Annotated in this window: 13 protein-coding genes and 1 pseudogene; 9 read left to right on the top strand and 5 right to left on the bottom strand. The window is 45.6% G+C overall.

Annotation, left to right across the window (positions count from 1 at the left end; translation table 11 throughout):
* From G344_RS0106675 to G344_RS11940, 5 genes are all read right to left on the bottom strand, one after another.
* On the bottom strand, positions 1–5,538 hold a 5,538-nt coding region (locus tag G344_RS0106675), incomplete at its 3' end, for an ESPR-type extended signal peptide-containing protein (RefSeq protein ID WP_028255522.1).
* Between the two features lie 761 nt (positions 5,539–6,299).
* Positions 6,300–7,049 (bottom strand): sigma-70 family RNA polymerase sigma factor, encoded by a 750-nt coding sequence (locus G344_RS0106670; RefSeq protein WP_028255521.1) that lies wholly within the window; start codon positions 7,047–7,049, stop codon positions 6,300–6,302.
* Between the two features lie 330 nt (positions 7,050–7,379).
* The gene (locus G344_RS10895; protein ID WP_038155173.1) at positions 7,380–7,922 is read right to left on the bottom strand and encodes a DUF1659 domain-containing protein; all 543 of its coding nucleotides are present in this window, start codon (positions 7,920–7,922) and stop codon (positions 7,380–7,382) included.
* A gap of 192 nt (positions 7,923–8,114) precedes the next feature.
* Entirely contained in the window at positions 8,115–8,351 is a 237-nt protein-coding gene (locus G344_RS0106660; protein ID WP_028255520.1) for a DUF2922 family protein, read from the bottom strand.
* A gap of 83 nt (positions 8,352–8,434) precedes the next feature.
* Positions 8,435–8,599: a hypothetical protein gene (locus G344_RS11940; RefSeq protein ID WP_156886164.1), complete on the bottom strand. Its 165-nt coding sequence runs from the start codon at positions 8,597–8,599 to the stop codon at positions 8,435–8,437.
* A gap of 1,351 nt (positions 8,600–9,950) precedes the next feature.
* Between G344_RS11940 and dnaA the strand changes: the two genes are divergently transcribed.
* From dnaA to G344_RS0106605, 9 genes and pseudogenes are all read left to right on the top strand, one after another.
* Positions 9,951–11,714 carry a chromosomal replication initiator protein DnaA gene (dnaA, locus tag G344_RS11490; RefSeq protein WP_051245833.1) on the top strand — a complete coding sequence of 588 codons (1,764 nt, stop codon included), beginning with the start codon at positions 9,951–9,953 and terminating at the stop codon, positions 11,712–11,714.
* A gap of 290 nt (positions 11,715–12,004) precedes the next feature.
* Positions 12,005–13,114: a DNA polymerase III subunit beta gene (gene dnaN, locus G344_RS0106640; protein WP_028255519.1), complete on the top strand. Its 1,110-nt coding sequence runs from the start codon at positions 12,005–12,007 to the stop codon at positions 13,112–13,114.
* Between the two features lie 11 nt (positions 13,115–13,125).
* Positions 13,126–13,353 (top strand): RNA-binding S4 domain-containing protein, encoded by a 228-nt coding sequence (locus G344_RS0106635; RefSeq protein WP_239447998.1) that lies wholly within the window; start codon positions 13,126–13,128, stop codon positions 13,351–13,353.
* Between the two features lies 1 nt (position 13,354).
* Positions 13,355–14,446, top strand: a complete 1,092-nt coding sequence (recF, locus tag G344_RS0106630) for a DNA replication/repair protein RecF (RefSeq protein WP_028255517.1) — start codon at positions 13,355–13,357, stop codon at positions 14,444–14,446.
* Positions 14,439–15,326 (top strand): DciA family protein, encoded by an 888-nt coding sequence (locus tag G344_RS0106625; RefSeq protein WP_028255516.1) that lies wholly within the window; start codon positions 14,439–14,441, stop codon positions 15,324–15,326. The genes recF and G344_RS0106625 overlap by 8 nt, the downstream gene beginning before the upstream one ends.
* A 3-nt stretch (positions 15,327–15,329) precedes the next feature.
* Positions 15,330–15,605, top strand: coding sequence for a hypothetical protein (locus tag G344_RS0106620; protein WP_028255515.1), 276 nt, complete (start codon positions 15,330–15,332; stop codon positions 15,603–15,605).
* Positions 15,606–15,675: 70 nt separating this feature from the next.
* Positions 15,676–17,574, top strand: coding sequence for a DNA topoisomerase (ATP-hydrolyzing) subunit B (gene gyrB, locus G344_RS0106615; RefSeq protein ID WP_028255514.1), 1,899 nt, complete (start codon positions 15,676–15,678; stop codon positions 17,572–17,574).
* A gap of 15 nt (positions 17,575–17,589) precedes the next feature.
* Complete coding sequence (locus G344_RS0106610; protein WP_028255513.1) at positions 17,590–19,059, top strand: amino acid permease; 1,470 nt, start codon at positions 17,590–17,592, stop codon at positions 19,057–19,059.
* Positions 19,060–19,659: 600 nt separating this feature from the next.
* Positions 19,660–20,468 (top strand): annotated as a pseudogene (locus G344_RS0106605) (hypothetical protein); the annotation flags it as partial.

Below are 20,468 nucleotides of genomic sequence, written 5' to 3'. Positions count from 1 at the left end.
AAGGTTTGCATCTGCTTGGAAGTTAAGACCTTGTGCTAGGCTTACCGATTTAGCTGTTGCATCACTACCGGCTTTGTACTTGATGTTCGTAGCCGTAGCAATCTGATCACCATTAAACCCTACTGTATAGATATCCGGATTTGTTCCGTCAGATGTCTGCGTCTTAGTTACTGTAATGGCACTCTGACCATCGGCTGCTTTCACTTCCGTTTTGCTTGCCTTCGTAGCAGCATCTACTTCGCTCTTATCATAGATATTAAGAGCAGTACGCCACTGACCGGCTTCGGTTTCTTTAATATTCGATGCATCTTTCTTAGCAAAGCTATCATCCAAAGTCTCTGTTAATTTCGCAGTATTCACAGATAAGGTATATGTATCACCTGCAAGGTCAGTGCCTGCTGTTTTTTCTACCTGTAAGATACCACCCGTTGCCGGGTTAACAGCTACCTTCGTCTTGGCACCTGTTACTGCATTATATACAGCACTCGAGGTAACAACTTTATTTGCGTCATCACCGGTATTAGTAACAGACACTGCCTTGTTAAGGCTCAAGGTTACACTGCTTTCGCTAGCTGTAGTCGTGATGTCACTATTACCCGTAATGGCAAATTTAATACCATCTTTTTGGTTCAATGCCTGTCCCTTAGTTGCAGTATCTTTATCGCCGGTAAGGGTAATCGTATTATCTACTAACTTCGTTACATCGGTCTTTACCTCATTTACCGGTTTTACTGTAGCTGCATCGGTATCCTTTTCACCATCAGCAATATTACTGATGGTTTTACCGCCAAGGTCGATGCCTTTTTCGGTAATGGTAATTTTTGTACCATTAGTCCCATCTTTTCCGGCGGGACCACTAATAGAGGTAATGCCCGTAAGATCAGCATTCAAACCGTAAGTAATCTGACCATCGTTTCCGGATGTTGCCGTCAAGTTTGCTCCTGCTTGGAAGTTAAGACCTTGTGCTAGGCTTACCGATTTAGATGTTGTATCGTCACCGGCTTTATACTTGATGTTTGTGGCCGTAGCAATCTGATCACCATTGAAGCCTACGGTATAGATGGTATGTCCATCTGTATCATTCGTAGATGTATCTACCGTAATTGCACTCTGACCGTCTTTTGCTTTTACTTCCGTTTTGCTTGCCTTAGCTTTGCTATCTATTTCTGTCTTACTATACGTTTCATCTTTACTGTATACATTAAGCTTATCGCGCCAGCTAGTTACATTACTATCGCTAAGATTCGACGCATCCACTTTTGCAAAATCATCGTTGAGCGATGTTTTCATTTCGTTTTCTAACTTTGCAGTATTTACAGATAATGTATATGTATCCGCCGCAAGGTCGGTACCTTCCGCTTTGGTTACTTCCAAGATACCCGTAGTATCCTTTGTATCTTTTTCTACCTTCGTCTTAGCACCGCTTACTGCCGTGTATACTGCGCCGGAGGTAACAGCTTTATCTTTGTCTGTTTCAGAATTAGTAACAGACGTTGCCTTATTAAGGCTCAAGGTTACATCACTACCGGATGCAGATGTCGTAATATCCGCACCGCCTTTAATACCAAAGCTAATCCCATCTTTTTGCCCTAACGTTTGTACATCCGTCTTGCTGGTGCCATCACCGGTAAGCGCAATAGTATTCCCTTCCAATGCCGTAACTTTATTCTCCACAGTCTTCACATTTGAAGTAATTGTAGACGTAGCTGTATTAATCGCCGAGTTCATCTGACCAAGATTTACTGCATCGGAATCTTCTGTGCCTTGTGCCAAACCGCTGATTTTCTTATTGTTCAGCGTTACACTATCGCTTTCCAAGGTAATCTTAGTATCTGTCGAGTTCTTACCGCTACTGATAGAGTTCACACCCGTAAGATCACTGTTTAAGGCATATTTCACAACGCCGTTTTCCTCTACGGACGCAGTCAAATTATCCGTGTTCGTAAAGTTAAGACCGGCGGATAAGCCGACTTTCTTAGCAGCAGCCCCATTAGCCGTATAAGAAATGTCTGCCGTCAAGCCATCTTTCTTAGAAACGAAATCATTTGCTAAGACTTCTTTTAATTTCTCCGTATTAATTCCCAATGTATAGTTGTTAGCCGTCAAATCTTGGCTTTCCGTTTTACCGATGGTCAAGATGCCGGTTGTATCGGTTTCATTAGCGGCTACCTTCGTCTTAGCACCGCTTACCGCCGTGTATACTGCACCGGAGGTAACCGCTTTATCTTTATCTGCACCGGTATTAGTAACGGACGCCGCCTTATTCAAACCAAAGGTTACCGTAGTACCGCTGGCCACTGTGGTAATATCTCCATTGGTACCGCCGCTGAGTGTGAAGTTAACACCGTCCTCCTTGCCGATAGCCTGTGCCGTTGTCTTTTTGTTCTGTCCGTCTTGTAAAGTAATTTCTTGCGTCGCCAACGATTTGAGCTGTGCTACATTGACCGCATCTGTGTCGTTATAACCGGCGGCCACATTAATAATACGGCGCGTCATCGGCTGATACCCATCATCGGAACGGGTAGTCCCCACGGATACAACACCGCCGTTCGGCGTACTTGCATTACCCGCTATGGCTGTTTTATATTGTTTGCCTGCCTGTTTGGTAGCTTCTAAGTCTGTATCCGATACCGTCGATTTATCGCCTAAGGCTACACTGCCGGCAACAAAATCATCCTGCGCCAATACCTTTGCTTTGTAGCCCAGTGCCAAACCACCTTCTTGCGTTGTACCGGCACTGTAACCAATAGCAATACTACCTTTACCTTGGGCCTGCGAATTATCGTAGTTAATTTCGGACAATTTATCTTTCAATTCATCCGCAGTCATGCCGGTAATAGTAGCGACATTAAAAATATCCTGTTGTTGCGCTTTGGTTAATTGATATATCGCTCCGGCTACGGTAGGATCGGTCAAGCTTGCTTTATCCACCGTTACGCCGGTAATGGTCGTACCATCAGATGCATACTGCTTCTGTCCGCCGCCATACGTATTTACCATCAATCGGTTAATTTGCTCCTGGCTCATACCGACGGCACGTAAATCGTTTTCTAACTTAGTCAACTCAGCGTTAAAATTCTGCTTTGCAGTATCGGTAAGCTTCGCCCCACCATACTGCTCTTTTACTAAATAACCTTTATAATCAGTATACGCTTTAATGTACCGTTCATAGGTATCCTGCATAAATTGTTTCTTCACATAATCTACAACGCCACTACCATTATCAATAGCCGAGTAGTTAGTAGATACAAAGTGCGACCCTGACTGTGCCGTATTACTGTTAAGCTGACGGCTCAACGATTCATAGGTCTGCTTGAGCTGACTTACGTTAACTGCATCCGTATCATACGCACCGGCCGCTACATTGACAATGCGTCGTTCGTTACCGATAGAACCTACAGAGATAACACCAACCTTACTAGTAGTACTCACCGCAATAGCATCCGGTGTACGCCAAGCATCGGTAGCCAATTGCTGCGGCGTATAGTCCGTTCTTGAATCAACACCTAAGGCCAAGGAATTTTCCAACCACGCCTGTGCATTATTACCGATAGCCATAGCATTTTTACCGTTCATAGAGGCATACCCGGAGTCGCCGCTAGTCGTATTCACTGCTTCACGGCTATACACGCGTGCATTAGAGCCGATGGCCATGGCATTTTGCATAGAATCTTCCCGTTCCATCTCGTCAACTGACGTAATAGTTTTACTGGTTGGTTTACCTGTAATAGGGTCAATTTTCATAACACCACCATTTTCGCCGCGCGTGTAGCTTCCCACACTGGCGCCGTTACCAATGGCAATAGAGCGATTAACGTTGCTCCCAATAATCGTATTGGTACCTAACACAACCGAACCGGCAGTATCTGAACCGATGCCGGATGTATTCCCCAACACCAAGGAACTACTGCCATAGTTGATGGCACCGATACCAATTGCCAAACTACTGTTTCCCATAGTAGCCGTTGCAGTACCCAAGGCCATACTATTTTTGGCTACCGCTCTCGATGCCAAACCAAGGGCTACTGCATTATCCCCATCCGTCATAGAATAGGAACCGATAGCCATACTATTGTTGCCTCGCTCAATGGCACCGCGCCCTAGAGCAAGACCATTATCACCTTGCGCTAATGAACGCGATCCTAATACGATAGCATTTTGACCATTTTCCTGAACAATATTCTCAACCCCGTTATGCTCCTTAGTTACTGCCGTAGCATATGTGCCTAGTCCCGGTTCTCCATTCTCATCGCCACCGGCCTTAATAATATCCTCAAAGGTATTTAATGCCGATGTAGTTGAGCTGAGAATAGATTTTGCACTGACTGCAGGGTTGAAATTATATAAACCGTTAGCGGAAAATACTTCTTGTCCGTTACTGCCTGTACCAAAGTTCATCTTTGCATTTGCATATACATCGCGACCGATGGCAATGGAGTTATTTCCACCGGCATACGTACGATAGCCATACGCCGTACCGCCCGTTTTAAGCACCTGTGACTTACTGCCGACAGCAATGGAATTATCCGAAAATACATAGGATTTACTACCAAAGGCTAATGCCCCTACCCCTTCGGCACGTGTTTGCGTACCGATGGCGGTAGATCCTTTTTTTAACGCAAAGGCTAAGGTTCCCAAGGCAGTCGCCCCTGCATCATAGGCAATAGAGCGAGATCCGATAGCAATGGAGCCATCCCCTTGTGACAATGTAGGGGACCAAATATTTTTATAGGTTTGCGTCCCATCATCCAATGTAGACCTAGCTCCAGAAGCGACTAAACTATTTCCTTCTACACGATAGCCATATTTTTCCCCTTTAGGATCGATTTTAGAATACAATTTGTAAAAATAATTTTTTGCATCATAATCGCTGATTGCGTCGCGATAAGTAGCTACATCGTCATTACCAAGAGCAATCGATGAACGTCCCAACGCATACACGTCATTACCAACGGCCGTCGCCTGTGACGAAGCGATGGCACCATCACCTACCGCTGTAGCCTGACCGCCTCCGGCCCCTTCTACGCCACCGTCCTTATTGCCATCGTTGAATATGCCTAACGGATTTTTTGATGCCAACGCACCTGTACCAATAGCTATCGATCGTATCGCCGTAGCTTTAGTTTCATAACCGATAGCCACCGAGCCCGTAGCGGTTTCCGCATCGGTACCAATAACTACACTTTGAAACCCTGTTTTATTCTCTACCGATCGTCCGTCATTAGTCGTTCCATTTTTACTGGGATTTAACGCTACCGCTTCTTTATTTGTATCGGTAACTTCATTACTACCAACAGATCCCTTTCCTGCATATAAATAAGAGGCCTCTACCTGTGCAACACCTATACCGCCTACCAGTACAGCCGCTGCCAAGGCGGCGCGCAGCCATTTAGCACTCACTTTGCTACTACTCATTGACGACCGTTGCACCAACCGCTTCTCGGACCTACTCTTTTTTCCTTGCATTCCGGCCAATTCCGACACTACTACATAACAATGCTTTGTTTTACTCCATACAACCTTAAAAATATGATTCATTACTGCCTCCTCATACAGTCTAATCATGCCACCGGCACTCTCTCACCCTCAGCTCACACCTATACCATGAGCCAACATATTGTACGCTTTATTTCGACAACCTTATACAAAATAGTATCTTTAGTATATATTCTATAATTCCCTTTTATTATAAATTACTAAAGTCACTGTCTTTTGTAGATAATTAACAAAAAAGGCGTATCATCGCACAGTAATTAGTTCACACCAATGTACTATGTAAGCCTACGTCTTTTTTCGCTATATTTAGTTGTCCCATTACTCTGTCAATTACTATCCGCATAACTAGCGCCCTCTACAACATATATGTATGATTCATATTCTGTGTAGAAAAGCGTTTTTAAAGTATACAAAATGATTCATCAACAGGTTGCGTACATAAAATAAAGATATACTCTTTATCTATTTATTTTTATTATGTATTATAGTCTACTAGAGAAAATATATCAATATCGTTCTACCCCCCATAAGTATATATACTTTTTTTGCATAGGTTGTTTTGTGCAAGTATTATGGATATTTAAGTTCCGGTTTAATAATTAAGTTCAATCAGTATATAACTGCATTTATACAATTTAAATCATCGTTGTATGTATGGTAGCCGCACGTCTTACTTAACATATATTTTGTTCTTTTGTGGTATAAACGGACGTTCTTTTTATAAAACTTCACCACTGTATTACTATAAGTCATAATTATAGTTATTATTTCATATATCTTATAAATACATACTCATTAATTTTTTATAACTCTGCGTCTTTATCCTCCACCATCATCTTCCGCAATTTCTGTAAGCCTCGTTGTTTCCGTTGATTCACCGCTTGCCTGCTAATACCATTGCGACGAGCCACGGTATCTACGGATAACCCCTTAAAATATAAATCTTCAATAAGACGTCGCTCCTTTTTCCCCAACTTATTCACATAGTCATGGACCTGTTTTTTCGTTGCGTTTTTCATTGCCTTCGCCTGTGGCTTGCCTTCATCCTGATGACCATCCTGTATAGCACCTATCTGCAAATAACCTTCCATCCAATCTCGCTTCGTTTCATCATCAAAAGCCAACACTTCGTGTTGCCAGTGTCTACACATCACTCGTTGTGCGTCGATACGCCTTCTGTCAATACAACTATATACATAGGCAGAAAAAGGAACAGGACCTTTTAAATTAAACGTTTTAATGGCCAACGCCACGGCTATCCATATTTTATCCATTATAGCCTTACGATTACTTTCCAAACTATTCTTATTTATATATCGATTAATTAAATTCTTATACTTTTCAAAGATAATATGCTCCGCTCTTTTATCGCCCCGTTGTGCCTTTCCTACCAACCATCTATCCACTTCATCTTCCGTCATGGTGTCCAATGGTTTATTGGTGCTCATCAGTTGTCGTATCATCGTCGCCGTACTTTGTCTTACTAGTTTGTTACTCGTCTTGCCCGTCACCGTTACGACTACGTTTGATACAGCCTTCTTTTTAGTTTTCATATTAATCCGTTCCTCCACCTTCACACTATACCTAACCTATCCCCAAACAATAAAAAAGGGATGTATAAGGATTGGCCGCTTCGCCAATATATGACTTCCTTACACATCCCCATTATTATGTGTTAAGCATCGTGAGTTTATTAAATTTTAAATAATTAACTAGGTATCCTAGTTGTCATTTTAATAATTCCCTCTCAACGTAGTGGTACATCGTAATGTACCATCTGCTATCTATGGCGGCCTGCAACCGGATAGTCAGTACCGCCCACCGCCCGGTTGCCATAGACCTCATGGCATATGTCTCCGGTACACCGAAGATACGCGAACAACTTACGCCAATTCGTCGGCACTATAGGCCTTTGTATCCACGCGGGTAAACCCTACGACGGTCCCTTCAAATAAAGCACCAAAGCGACCGGCCAATTCACACAGCTCTTCATCGGTGCGATGTCCGCTAATATTGCGTAAGTTTACAGTTTGTACATGACTTTTACCGTTCGTGCCTACATCAATGGTAATCTGCAATTTACAAGACGGCTTCATCACCTCCATTAACTCCTTAAAAGGAACTACGTCATCCTCCCCGTCACCGGTGTCCTCCGGTGTATCGCTTACTGCCCCATGATCCTCTGTCGGATGCTCTTCCGTAGGGTGTTCTTCCGCCGGTGCGTCTTCACCATCCGCCGGCCCGCTTACCGCCGCTGCTTCTTCTGGATGATTGTCCGTAGATTCTACCGCTACTGCCGGTACTTCATTGAGCGCCGGAGTCATTCCATGAGTCGCCGCAGGACTGACTTCACTGCGGGCCTCACTCGTTACTCCATTGGCTTTTTCCGGTTTCATTTCATCATTCATTGCAAATAAATCACTCATTACACATACCTCCTGCAACTATCTTACCTACCGTGTACCACGCAATGATTCGGTATTGCCTGGTTACGGCTGACTATATACGTTCCATTTACCTGGCGCAGGCTATTCACTTGCGCTTTCAGACTTATAATCGCTTCAACAATACACTTACCAGTGCCTGAACAAGTACTTTTATAATGTCTTTCATAAGGGTTACACTTCTTTCACTGTCGTTTCTTCACGGTGCGCACAAAGATAACGACAAATCACATGACCATCGCTGCTTTTAAAGAAACCAGCCATCGCAATATAACGGCCTACGTCCTCTAACTCTTCCGCCGTCAGAAATTCCTTAGGAAAATCCACGGCCAATGCAAAGGTCGCTTTCCCTTCATCGTCCGTAAAATTTAATTTAATAATGTCCTTCACCGAATTGTGTTTTCTAATCATATATAACTCCTTTCCGGTATTGCGGTGCCCTGAATGACTAACCTACCGCAACACCACTACCCATTAGCTAGTACCATTACGTATTAGCGAAGCGCATTCAAATACGAAGATACCCGTCGTAAAAATTCTGCCAATGTTACCCCTTCCGCTGTAACGGCAATAGTATTTTCTCTGCCTACCGCGCCGCCATCGATTACCTTTAATGTAAATTTATTTTCATTCACTGCCGTTGTTGAAACGTTTTTCATATGTATCACCTTTCCTAGTAACGAACACTCTTATTTTTTTCTACAACTGTCCAATCAATAGTAACTAAATCATCACCTCATAGTGCCATCTCCTTTGCAATGTGTTCATAAATTACACATGATTTTTTGTTGATTGTGTTTTACCCCCTCAATATATAAATCGTTTCAAAAATCGATTTGTAAACATTTTTTCTAAAAAAATTTTTAATTTTTTTAATTTCATCCCAAATCCTCCCCTCCGGTTAAACCAAAAACCCGCGCTCCATCTAGTCGGAACGCACTTTTTCTTACCAAATATTTTTTTTAGAAAAAAATCCATTCTCTAACGTTAAAAAACGCTCTTTCTCTCCTTACCGAATATTTTTTAGACAAAAAGACCTGCCACACTAGCTATGAAGAATACCCTTCCTCTCCTCTACAAATATTTTTCAGTACCAATACAACGCAATGATGTATGTAATGCCAAAAAACGCCTGCCTATAGGTTGAGCAACGTCATTCATCAGACCTTTCCCCTCTCGCTGAATATTTTTTAGACAAAAGACCTATTCCATAGCTATGAAGAATGCCCTTCCTCTCTTCTACAAATATTTTTCAGTACCAATACAACGTAATGATGTATGTAATGCCAAAAAACGCCTGCCTATAGGTTGAGCAACGTCATTCGTCAGACCTTCTCCTCCTCGCCGAATGTTTTTTAGACAAAAAGACCTGCCACACTAGCTATGAAGAATACCCTTCCTCTCCTCTACAAATATTTTTCAGTACCAATACAACGCAATGATGTATGTAATGCCAAAAAACGCCTGCCTATAGGTTGAGCAACGTCATTCGTCAGACCTTCTCCTCCTCGCCGAATGTTTTTTAGACAAAAAGACCTATTCCATAGCTATGAAGAACGCCCTTCGCAAGACCGGGCTTCAAAGAGCTATGGAATAGGTCTTTTACACCATAAAAAAAATTTTTCTATTCTACATATACAACATAGAGTGAATAATTTATTCACTCTCTACTATATCTTCTCCTTTGGATAACTTTTTCGGAATAGTTATCCACAACACTGCCCGCCATACCATGACAAAGCCGCTCTTTTCTGATAAAATAGTAAGGCAAAATACAATACATGACAGTTTCACCGCGTACTTTTCACAGGTTATAAACAAGATATACACAATTTATACACAAGTTGTACACAGCGACCTGTTTACAACATAAATTCAGTATTCATCGCGTTTCATAGCCTTTTTTCTTTCCTTTAATTACCGATTTTCAAAAGTTATCCACAATTTGTAATTAAAAGTTACTCACCTTATGATCTACGCCGCTGAAGCGACCATAGAAAGGACTTTTTTATGTCGACCATTGATATTAATTCATTCTGGAACCAGGTTCTGAATGACACAAAAAAGGTATTGGCCGATGTTGTCTGGGAACAGATGATACAGCAGGCGCTGTTTCCTACCGGCTTTGACCCGACAAAGGCCGTCCTCCAATTGGCGGCCATGCAAAAATATAAAATGGATTTTATATTGGGCAACGCACAGCTGAGCACGACGCTGCAGCAAATCATTACAAACCTGGCCCTAAAAAACGGATTTATCGGCGAAGATGAATCCATTCATGTCATCATCACGGCCATCGATACCAATCAAAGTGCGGAGCTCATCGCCGCCTATCCGCTGACGGCTGCGCCGACCGCACCTGTCGCTGGTGAAGATGCGCCCAAGCCGGCATCGGACGACGTGCCGTATGGCGAAGACTATACGGAAACCTATGCGGATAATTTATACGGTCGCACCGGTGAACCACTGCCCGGCGAAGTGATACCGCCGGCAGCACCGGAACCGAAACGCCCGGCACCGGCCAATCTCAATTTAAATCGCCCCGTGTATACGGACCCTATCCTCATCGATAGACCCACCGCGCCAACGGACGATTACGGCACCCTCGACGAAGGGCTGTTTGCGCCGACCTATGCGCACCAAGGCAAAAAGCCCAATCAGGATTCCCTGATTACCTTGCCGGAGGACACCTTAAAACCGGACATCGATTTAAGCGATTCCACGCTGAATCCGTCCTTTACCTTTGAGTCCTTCGTCCAAGGCGGCTCGAACCAGCTGGCCTATGCGGCGGCTCTGGCCGTTGCGGAACGACCGGCGGAACGGTATAATCCGCTCTTTATTTACGGGCAGTCCGGACTGGGAAAAACGCATCTGATGCACGCCATTGGCAATCGTTTATTGGAAACCCATCCCAGCCTAAAGGTCATGTGCATTACCAGCGAAAACTTTTTAAATCTCTTTGTAGAAAGCATTCGCTCCAAGCAAAATACGGCCTTCCGCAACAAGTTCCGCCGCGTGGATATTCTCCTCGTCGACGATATTCAATTCATTCAAGATAAACGCTACACTGGTACGCAAATGGAATTTTTCCACACCTTTAACGATCTTATGACCGGGGCCAAGCAAATTATCCTCACCAGCGATACCTTGCCGAAGGATATGGATCAAATGGAAGATCGCTTGAAAACCCGTTTCGCTTCGGGCATGGTCGTTACCATCGATCCGCCGAATCCGGAAATGTTGGAAGCCATTTTGAAATCCACCATTGATCGGGAACGCATAAAATATCCATCCTTACAGGTGCCGAACGAAGTCATTCGTTATTTAGGCAAGCAGTTCAACAAGCGCAGTATTCGAGATTTACAAGGCGCATTGAACAGCTTGATTATGTCTGCCGATGTGGATCATCGCCTAGATGCCATTGACGTCGAATACACACGCCAGGCCCTGCGCGATTTAATTCCCGACGATGAAGAACCCGCTTTGTCCATCCATTACATTCAAACCTTTATTGCCAATTTCTTTCAGATTAAGCGGGACGCCCTGCTGAGTCAGAAACGGAATAAGCAATATGCGTATCCACGGCAAATCGCCATGTATTTATGTCGCGAGCTGTTAAACGAAAGCTATCCGGGCATTTCCAATGCCTTTGGCAAGAAGGATCATACGACAGCGCTCCATGCGTATGAAAAAATCAGCAAAGAAATCGAAGAAAATAAAGACAGTCGTCGCCTTATCGACGAAATTACAGGCAAATTAAAAGGCCAGTCCTAGGGTATACGTCCAATGAAGGACACATGCACATGAATATGTGGATAAGTCTGTGGATACTCTGTGTATAATCTGTGTGTAAACAGTGAATACCTGTAAAACTCCCGTCCGGTTGTCCATAAGTGGATAACTTGGTCATGGTTGTTCACATCACTATCAACACGCTACACTGTGCATATCTACTGTGCTTTTCATACTTATCCACCTATACACCGTGCCTACTACTAGGACTACTAAATTAATTCACTATTCACATCGTTGTATTAGTACCATAGAATGAGGAGCTTCAACGTATGCAAATTAAATTTCCCAAAGAGAATCTGCAAAAAGCTATTACCGTGTTATCTAAAGTAACACAGAATAAAACAAGCTCAAATTTACCGGGCGCTATTTATATAACTACAAAGAATAATAAAGTCGAAATGCAAGGGAACGACTTCGATTTAGGGATTCGCATTACGGTAGATGCGGAAATTATCGAAGAAGGTACTTTGGTTGTGGCATCTCGTTATTTTCAAGAATTGGTGCGCAAAATGCCGGGTTCCGACATTGAGCTTCACAATCCGGAAGGCAGTCATAATTTAGTGATTAAGTCCGGTTCCTCCGAATTTAATTTGGTGACTATGAGTGAAGATGATTTTTCCTTAGTGGAACAGATTCACGATGAAAATCATTTGATGATTGACGGGGACGAATTAAAATCCTTAATCGATTTGACCAATTACGCGGCCGCTACCGATGACGATCGCCCGATTTTCTCCGGTGCGCTGTTAGAGGCGGAGGATACGGTGGTGACTATGGTGGCAACGGATACACATCGCATGGCGGTTAAGCGTACCTCGGTGGAGGAAGCTGTGGCTTCGCCGCTGCGTTTGGTGATTCCTACAAAGACCTTGCAGGAGGTATCCCGTTTATTGCCCACGGATACGCCTACGATGGTGCGCATCGTATGGAACCGCACGCAGATTGTATTTATCTTTGATACGATTTATATGATTTCACGCATTATCGAAGGCACCTATCCGGATTATGAAAAGGTGGTACCGTCCCAGTTTGATGCCAGCGCCATTTTAAATCGCCGCGAATTTGCCGGCGCCGTAGATCGCGTGTCGCTGTTGGCTAAGGATATTAGCTATAACGTTATCCGTTACGATTGGGAGGATGGTCAGGTTGTATTGTCCAGTAGCAATTCGGAAATCGGCATGGCCAAGGAAGAATTGCTTTGTGAATTTAAAGGAGCGCCGTTTACGATTTCCTTTAACGGTCGCTACATCAGCGATATTTTGCGACACAGTACGGGCGAACGCATTCATTTGTATTTAAAAGATAACGGACCGGTAGTGATTCGTCAGGATGATACCAGTCACTATACCTATGTGGTGACGCCGGTGCGTACGAATTGAGGAGGAATTGTATGAGTATGACCAAGGAAACGGTGACGATTACCACACCGTACATTCAGTTGGATCAGCTGCTGAAATTACATGGCGATATCGGTACGGGCGGACAGATTAAGCCGCTCCTCTTAGCCGGTGCCATTATGGTGAACGGTGAGGTATGCGGGGAAAAGCGCAAAAAGCTGTATCCCGGCGATACGGTAGTCATCGATAACGAAACTACCCTCGTAGTGGAGGAGGCCTAGGGTGCGACTTCACTCCTTACAGCTGATCAATTTCAGAAATTATAAGGAGCGCACCTGGGAGTTCGGGCCGGACAGCGTCGTATTGTACGGGCCGAACGGCATCGGCAAGACGAATATCTTGGAGGCGGTGTATGTGGCCACCGTCGGCCGCAGTTATCGGACGACGGAAACGGCGGATTTGATTCGCTTCGGCGCCGAAGAGGCGGGGATTATTCTGCAATTTACGAAAAAGGATACACCGCAGAAGATTACGATTCGTCTCGCCGCCAAGGGGCGCAAAGATATTCGCCTCAACGGCAATGCGCTGTCTCAACGGGAGCTTATCGGCACGCTGAATACGGTGCTTTTTTGCCCGGAGGATTTGCAGCTCATCAAGGGCAGTCCACAGCAGCGGCGGCGCTTTATCGACATGGAAATTTCCCAGACCAGCGCGACGTATTATCATCAGCTGAGCCTATACAATCGCGCGCTGCAACAGCGAAATCGGCTGCTCAAAGAATATGCCGGTCAGCGGTCGGTACCGCTCTTGGAATGGGATGAGCAGCTGGCGACGGGGGCGGCCTATTTGGTGAAAAAGCGACTGGAAAGTATAAAGAAGCTCAATCTTCTCATCGATTTGATGAATCGCCGGTTGACCGGCGGCAAGGAGAATTTGCAGCTTCGCTACGAGCAGCCGTACAGTGCGCAAGGGCCGGTGACGGAAAAGGATGCATTTTTACAGCTGTTACAGGAATCGCTGCCTCGGGATCGGGCACGGTTTACTACCTCGGTGGGACCGCATCGTGATGATTTGGGATTTTTTGCCGGGCCGGTGGATTTAAAAAAATACGGCTCCCAAGGGCAACAGCGCACGGCGGTATTATCGCTAAAGCTGAGCGAACTGGAATTTATCAAATCGGAAGTCGGCGAATATCCGCTGCTCCTGTTAGATGATGTACTGAGTGAATTGGACAAGGAGCGGCGCGCTAATTTGCTGCAGTTTATTCACAATCGTGTCCAGACATTTATCACGACCACGGATAGCGAGGATATGACCGGCCTATCGCCGGCGATGCTCATTGCCTGTCGTGAGGAGGTGACGGCGGATGACTGAACGAATGACGCCCCTTGAGGCCTGCTTGGGCGGTGCGTTGAAGGCAGGCAAGCTGTGGCAGCACATGGCGATTATGCGGCTTTTCGAAGCGTGGCCCACCGTGGTGGGTCGGCGCATTGCGGATAATACTAAGCTGCTCAAGGTAGAGCCGCCGGTAGTGCGCGTCGCCGCGTTTACATCGCCGTGGTTGCAGCAGCTGCAAATGCGCAAGCCGCAGCTACTCAAAAAAATAAACGACTACTACGGCGGTCTGGTCATTACCGAAATGGAGCTTGTCATGTATCGTCACAGCTTTGTGAAAGAAGAGGAAGACGCGAAAAAAGAGCTTCTCGGCGATATACCAAAACGCGTTAAAATTGATGCGTCAAAGACGGTGTTGTCCGAGGCGGAGGTAGAGGACATCGAACAGTCCGTAGCCGTCATAGACGATCCGGCCTTGGCGGCGACCATCCGCAAGGTGCGCATCAATCAAGCAAAAAAGGAACGGGTCATGGCCGCCAAGGGCTATCATCGGTGCCGTCATTGCGGTTTGTGGATCGAAGGTGAGCGGCCGCTGTGCATGACCTGTCTTTACAAGGTGCGGCGCAGCCGGGTGATTGCCGTTAAAGAGGTACTGCGGAACTATCCCTTCGCCAAGCTGGACGAGGTGCGGCGCATGTATGGCTGGTGCGATCAGGATTTGTACGGCGAAGCCAAGCGGGAAAGTATTTATTTGTATTTGCGAAAAAGCTACGAAGGCACGAAGTCGTGGGCCGATTTATATACGGCGGCCATGCTGATTACCGGCAAGCGCCGGGAGGAGCTGACACCGGAGTTTGTTATCAATTTGACCAATAAATATTTGCCGGATGAAAAAAAACGAAAGGTGGTGACTCCTTAACTGATGTATATACATATTGCGGACGATATTATTATTTCCTCTGAAGACATTATTGCCGTGGTTGGGGCGCCGCCGGACGGTCATGCATCGCGGCGGCGTTTTTTAATGGGCATGCCTATCGAATATCCCGATGCGCCGTTATCCGTGCGGACCTATATTGTGACGCCTTATACGGTGTACGCGCTGCACATGACGATGGCGGCGGTGCGCCGTCGGTTACAAGCCATTCATCAAGGCATGCCCGTATCTTTTTACACAAGGGCGAAAAATAATGTATAATAAAGAGTACACCTATTTTATGGTAACTATGATAACTAATAAATAATACAGGGATATGGGAGGATCAGTAATGTCTGAACAAAATTACGGTGCCCAAAATATACAGGTGCTGGAAGGGTTGGAGGCCGTGCGTCTTCGTCCGGGAATGTACATCGGCAGTACGTCCATACGCGGTCTGCATCACCTCGTGTATGAAGTGGTAGATAATAGTGTGGACGAAGCCTTAGCCGGTTACGCCACGCACATTGAGGTGACCATTAATGAAGACAACAGCGTTACAGTTGTCGATGACGGGCGCGGCATTCCTTGCGGCATGCATGAAACTGGTGTGCCTGCGGTAGAGCTGGTATTGACCAAGCTGCATGCAGGCGGTAAATTCGGCGGTGGCGGCTACAAGGTATCCGGCGGTCTTCACGGCGTAGGGATTTCCGTGGTTAACGCCCTTAGCGAATGGACTGTCGTGCAGGTACGCCAAGATGGTAAGCTCCATGAAATTAAATTTGAACGTGGTCTTATGACATCGCCGCTGCAGGTAATCGGTCAGGCTAAGGATACGGGAACCACCGTTACCTTTAAGCCGGATCCGGAAATTTTTGAAACGACGGTGTTCGACTTCGACACGCTTAAAATTCGTTTGCAGGAATTGGCGTTCCTCAACAAAGGCTTGCGCATCACCTTGACGGATGCGCGCAACGACAATCGTCAGGAAAGCTTCATGTACGAAGGCGGGCTTAACTCCTTTGTAAAATTCTTAAATGAAAACAAGGATGTAATCAATGACACGGTAATCGACGTGGAAAGCACCCGCGACGATGTAGTGGTTGACGTAGCCTTGCAATACAATGACGGCTACAGCGAAAATCTGTTGTCCTTTGTTAATAACATCAACACCGTTGACGGCGGTACCCATCTCAGCGGTTTTCGCAGCGCTTTGACCCGTACGCTCAATGACTACGCGCGCAAAACAGGATTGTTAAAAGACAATGAAAACAATTTGTCCGGCGAGGATGTGCGTGAAGGGTTGACGGCGGTTATCAGTGTTAAGGTATTGAATCCGCAGTTCGAAGGGCAGACCAAAACGAAGCTGGGCAACAGCGAAGTGAAAGGGATTACCGATACGGTAGTATCCGAAGGCTTGCGCGTGTATTTGGAAGAGCATCCGGCGGAAGCCAAGCGAATCGTCGAAAAGGCGACCACCGCGAACCGCGCCCGTGAAGCCGCTCGTAAAGCGCGCGAATTGACGCGTCGCAAGAATGCTCTCGAAATCAGCTCCTTGCCGGGGAAACTGGCGGATTGCTCCGAAAAGGATCCGGCAATGACGGAAATTTACCTCGTCGAAGGTGATTCCGCCGGCGGCAGCGCCAAGCAGGGACGCGATCGTCGGTATCAGGCGATTTTGCCGTTGCGCGGTAAAATTTTAAATGTAGAAAAAGCACGTCTCGACAAGATTCTGGCCAATGCGGAAATTCGCTCTATGATTACTGCATTTGGCACGGGGATTGGCGAGGAATTTAATCTCGATAAGAGTCGCTATCATAAGATTATCATCATGACTGATGCGGACGTAGACGGCGCTCACATTAGAACGCTGCTTCTTACCTTCTTCTATCGATACATGAAACCGCTCATCGAAGACGGCCGTGTGTATATTGCACAGCCGCCGCTGTATCAGATCAAAAAAGGCAAGAGCCATTGGTATGTGTACAGCGATGCGGAAATGGCGGCCAAGCTCGATGAAATCGGTCGCGATAATATAATCATTCAACGTTACAAAGGCTTAGGGGAAATGAATCCGGAACAGCTGTGGGAAACGACGATGAATCCGGAAAACCGTACCATTTTACAGGTAAGCCTGGAAGACAGTATCGAAGCGGATAAAATTTTCAGCGTCCTCATGGGGGATAAGGTAGAGCCGCGTCGTAAATTTATCGAAGATAATGCGAAGATGGTTCGCAATTTGGACTTGTAAGAGAGAGTGAGTGCTATGGATACAAATCATGTGCAAACAACAGAAAAAAAGTTGCATCGCAGCCTTAAATCACGTCATATGAATATGATTGCCCTCGGCGGCGCTATCGGTACCGGGTTATTCGTAGCCGGCGGTGAAGTTGTCAGTACTGCCGGTCCGGGCGGTGCCCTCGTAGCCTATGGCTTTATCGGTCTTATGGTATATTTCCTGATGACCAGTCTCGGCGAAATGGCTACCTATTTACCGGTGCCCGGTTCTTTCGGTACCTATGCATCGCGCTATGTGGATCCGGCGTTCGGTTTTGCCCTGGGGTGGAACTATTGGTTTAACTGGGCCATTACCTTGGCGGCGGAACTCGTGGCCGGGGCGTTGATTATGAAATATTGGTTTCCAGACATACCGGCCATTGTGTGGTCCGCATTGTTCTTAGCCGGCATTTTCCTGATGAATTATCTGTCCACCCGTTCCTTCGGTGAAAGCGAATACTTCTTCGCCAGCATGAAGGTAATTACCGTATTTATTTTCCTATTCGTGGGCACGATGCTCATCCTCGGTATCGGCGGTACATCGCCGGGCTTTACGAATTGGACCACCGGTGAAGCGCCGTTCGTAGGCGGCTTCGGATCTATTTTAGCTATCTTCATGGTGGCAGGTTTTTCCTTCCAAGGGACGGAGCTTATCGGGGTGGCTGCCGGTGAATCGGAAGATCCGGAAAAAAATATTCCGAAGGCCATTCATTCCATTTTCTGGCGTATCCTCGTATTTTATATTGGTGCCTTTATCGTTATCGGTTTCTTGATTCCGTACAATGATCCGAATTTATTGAAAGCAGCGGAAGGTGTTGAAAATGTATCTATCAGTCCGTTTACCTTGGTACTCGATCGCTTTGGCTTTGCCTTTGCGGCCAGCTTTATTAACGCCATTATTTTAACGGCTGTATTGTCCGCCGGTAACTCCGGATTATACGCATCCACTCGTATGCTGTATGCGATGGCGAAAAACGGTAAAGCCCCGGCTGTGTTTACTAAGCTGAATAAACACGGCGTGCCGGTGCCGGCGCTGTTGGCTACGGCGGCGTTTGGACTGTTTGCCTTCTTGACCTCGCTTATCGGCGAAGGTACGGCATATAATTGGCTCGTTAACATTAGCGGTATGAGCGGTTTTATTGCTTGGCTCGGTATTGCCATTGCCCACTATCGCTTCCGCCGTGCGTTCCATGCGCAGGGCCGTGATTTGAAAGAAATTCCTTTTAAAGCATCGCTGTTCCCGTTCGGACCGATTTTTGCTTTCATTCTTTGCCTTATCATTATTGCCGGCCAGAACTATACCGCCTTTACCGGCGATGAAATCGACTGGTACGGTGCCAGCGTAGCCTATATCGGTATCCCCGTATTCCTCGCTGTATACCTCGGTTATAAATGGCTCAGAGGTACTAAGATGGTACCGCTGAAAGACGTGGATCTTAGCCGCGACTATGACAAATAAATAAGTAAATAAATAATGCCGTCACAGCTCATAGAATCCTGATGTTAAGCAGGGTATTCTTCGTAGCTATGACGGCATTTTTTTATTACGTAGTTATGGTAGCATTTTGTCTATATTGACAGTAGTAATTGGCTTTGGAACACTGGTGGCAACTATTATTCTAGCCACTAAGTAAACTAAACCTATTTGGCGGCATGAAAAAAGGCCACGTGTTGTAAGACGCAGCCGTTTCTTCAAAGCAATAATTATGAGAGACGAGCTGCGCACTGCCATACGCTTTGCTGCCTCATTTATATTTATTATAGCTAATGAAGATATGTTAGTCAAATAAATGAAGACCCGCATATGCGGGTCTTCATTTTTTGCGGATTCACACCCTATAGTTTGAATAGACAGATTTACTAAACATATTCAAACATATGTAAGAATGTTGTGGTATATTTATCATATTTATTTAAGATAGACAATTAAATTTCAAATGGTGAGTAAATTGTTATAGATTACTCTTGAAAAAGACGAAATAGAGCGTTACAATAGATCGAAAGGACATATACTCAAATGTATATATTGTTGTGTGACGTGATTATGTGAGGAGAATCCATGAACAGGAAAAAAGTAATAGTAACAATGTTGGCTGCCTTGGCAGCAACAAGTGCATGGTCGGATGTATCGGTTATGGCAGAGTCTACCGGAGGGGGGGCTTCCTATGTAGAAAAAGGAAGTGCAACCGGTGATATTGCCGTAGCCGTTGGCACAGCATCAGAAGCTAAGGGCGGTGGAACTATAGCTATCGGGCGTGCGCATGCTACATCGGGAAATGCTGTGGCTATAGGTACAGATGCTACGGCGGATAAAGCTAATTCGGTGGCCTTAGGTGCTAATTCAAGCACAACAGAAGAGTATACGGTCAGTGTCGGCAATGCTGCGGGTGTGAAACGCCGCATTGTAAATGTTGATGCCGGTAGAAACGACAACGATGTCGTTATCATGAAACAGTTTAAAGAAGTCAAGGAAAAAGCCGCAAATGCAGTACAAAAGGGCACGATTAACGGAGCATCATCGATAGCTATTGTTGATGGATCCCAAGCTACGGGCAGTGGTATAGTCGCTATTGGTGCGCGTGCGAAAGGGCTGAAGAATAATAGCATTGCTATAGGTACGGATGCAACGACAGAAGGCGATAATTCCATTGCACTGGGCCAAGGCACAAAGGCATCTGGCTGGGGCTCTGTGGCTATCGGTAATCAATCACAAGCAACAGATGGTACTGTCAGTGTCGGCAATGCAACTATGAAGCGCCGCATTACAAACATTGCTGATGGCCAAGTTGATAATGATGCGGTCAATATGAAACAGCTCAACGAAGTAAAAGCGAAAGCCAATAATGCAGTGCAGGCAGGAACCATTGC

The organism is Veillonella magna DSM 19857, from assembly GCF_000428745.1.
In the GTDB taxonomy this organism is placed as follows: domain Bacteria; phylum Bacillota; class Negativicutes; order Veillonellales; family Veillonellaceae; genus Veillonella_A; species Veillonella_A magna.
Note: the sequence above shows the minus strand (reverse complement) of the source record. Positions and strands in the feature narration are given on the sequence as shown.

What these genes read in the sequence shown, in the direction of transcription:
- G344_RS0106660 (WP_028255520.1), bottom strand. Translation starts at nt 8,351, where the DNA reads ATGATTAGAAAACACAATTCGGTGAAGGACATTATTAAATTAAATTTT.
- dnaN (WP_028255519.1), top strand. Translation starts at nt 12,005, where the DNA reads ATGCAAATTAAATTTCCCAAAGAGAATCTGCAAAAAGCTATTACCGTG.
- G344_RS0106620 (WP_028255515.1), top strand. Translation starts at nt 15,330, where the DNA reads ATGTATATACATATTGCGGACGATATTATTATTTCCTCTGAAGACATT.
- G344_RS10895 (WP_038155173.1), bottom strand. Translation starts at nt 7,922, where the DNA reads ATGAGTGATTTATTTGCAATGAATGATGAAATGAAACCGGAAAAAGCC.
- G344_RS0106610 (WP_028255513.1), top strand. Translation starts at nt 17,590, where the DNA reads ATGGATACAAATCATGTGCAAACAACAGAAAAAAAGTTGCATCGCAGC.
- dnaA (WP_051245833.1), top strand. Translation starts at nt 9,951, where the DNA reads ATGTCGACCATTGATATTAATTCATTCTGGAACCAGGTTCTGAATGAC.
- G344_RS11940 (WP_156886164.1), bottom strand. Translation starts at nt 8,599, where the DNA reads ATGAAAAACGTTTCAACAACGGCAGTGAATGAAAATAAATTTACATTA.
- G344_RS0106670 (WP_028255521.1), bottom strand. Translation starts at nt 7,049, where the DNA reads ATGAAAACTAAAAAGAAGGCTGTATCAAACGTAGTCGTAACGGTGACG.
- gyrB (WP_028255514.1), top strand. Translation starts at nt 15,676, where the DNA reads ATGTCTGAACAAAATTACGGTGCCCAAAATATACAGGTGCTGGAAGGG.
- G344_RS0106625 (WP_028255516.1), top strand. Translation starts at nt 14,439, where the DNA reads ATGACTGAACGAATGACGCCCCTTGAGGCCTGCTTGGGCGGTGCGTTG.
- G344_RS0106635 (WP_239447998.1), top strand. Translation starts at nt 13,126, where the DNA reads ATGAGTATGACCAAGGAAACGGTGACGATTACCACACCGTACATTCAG.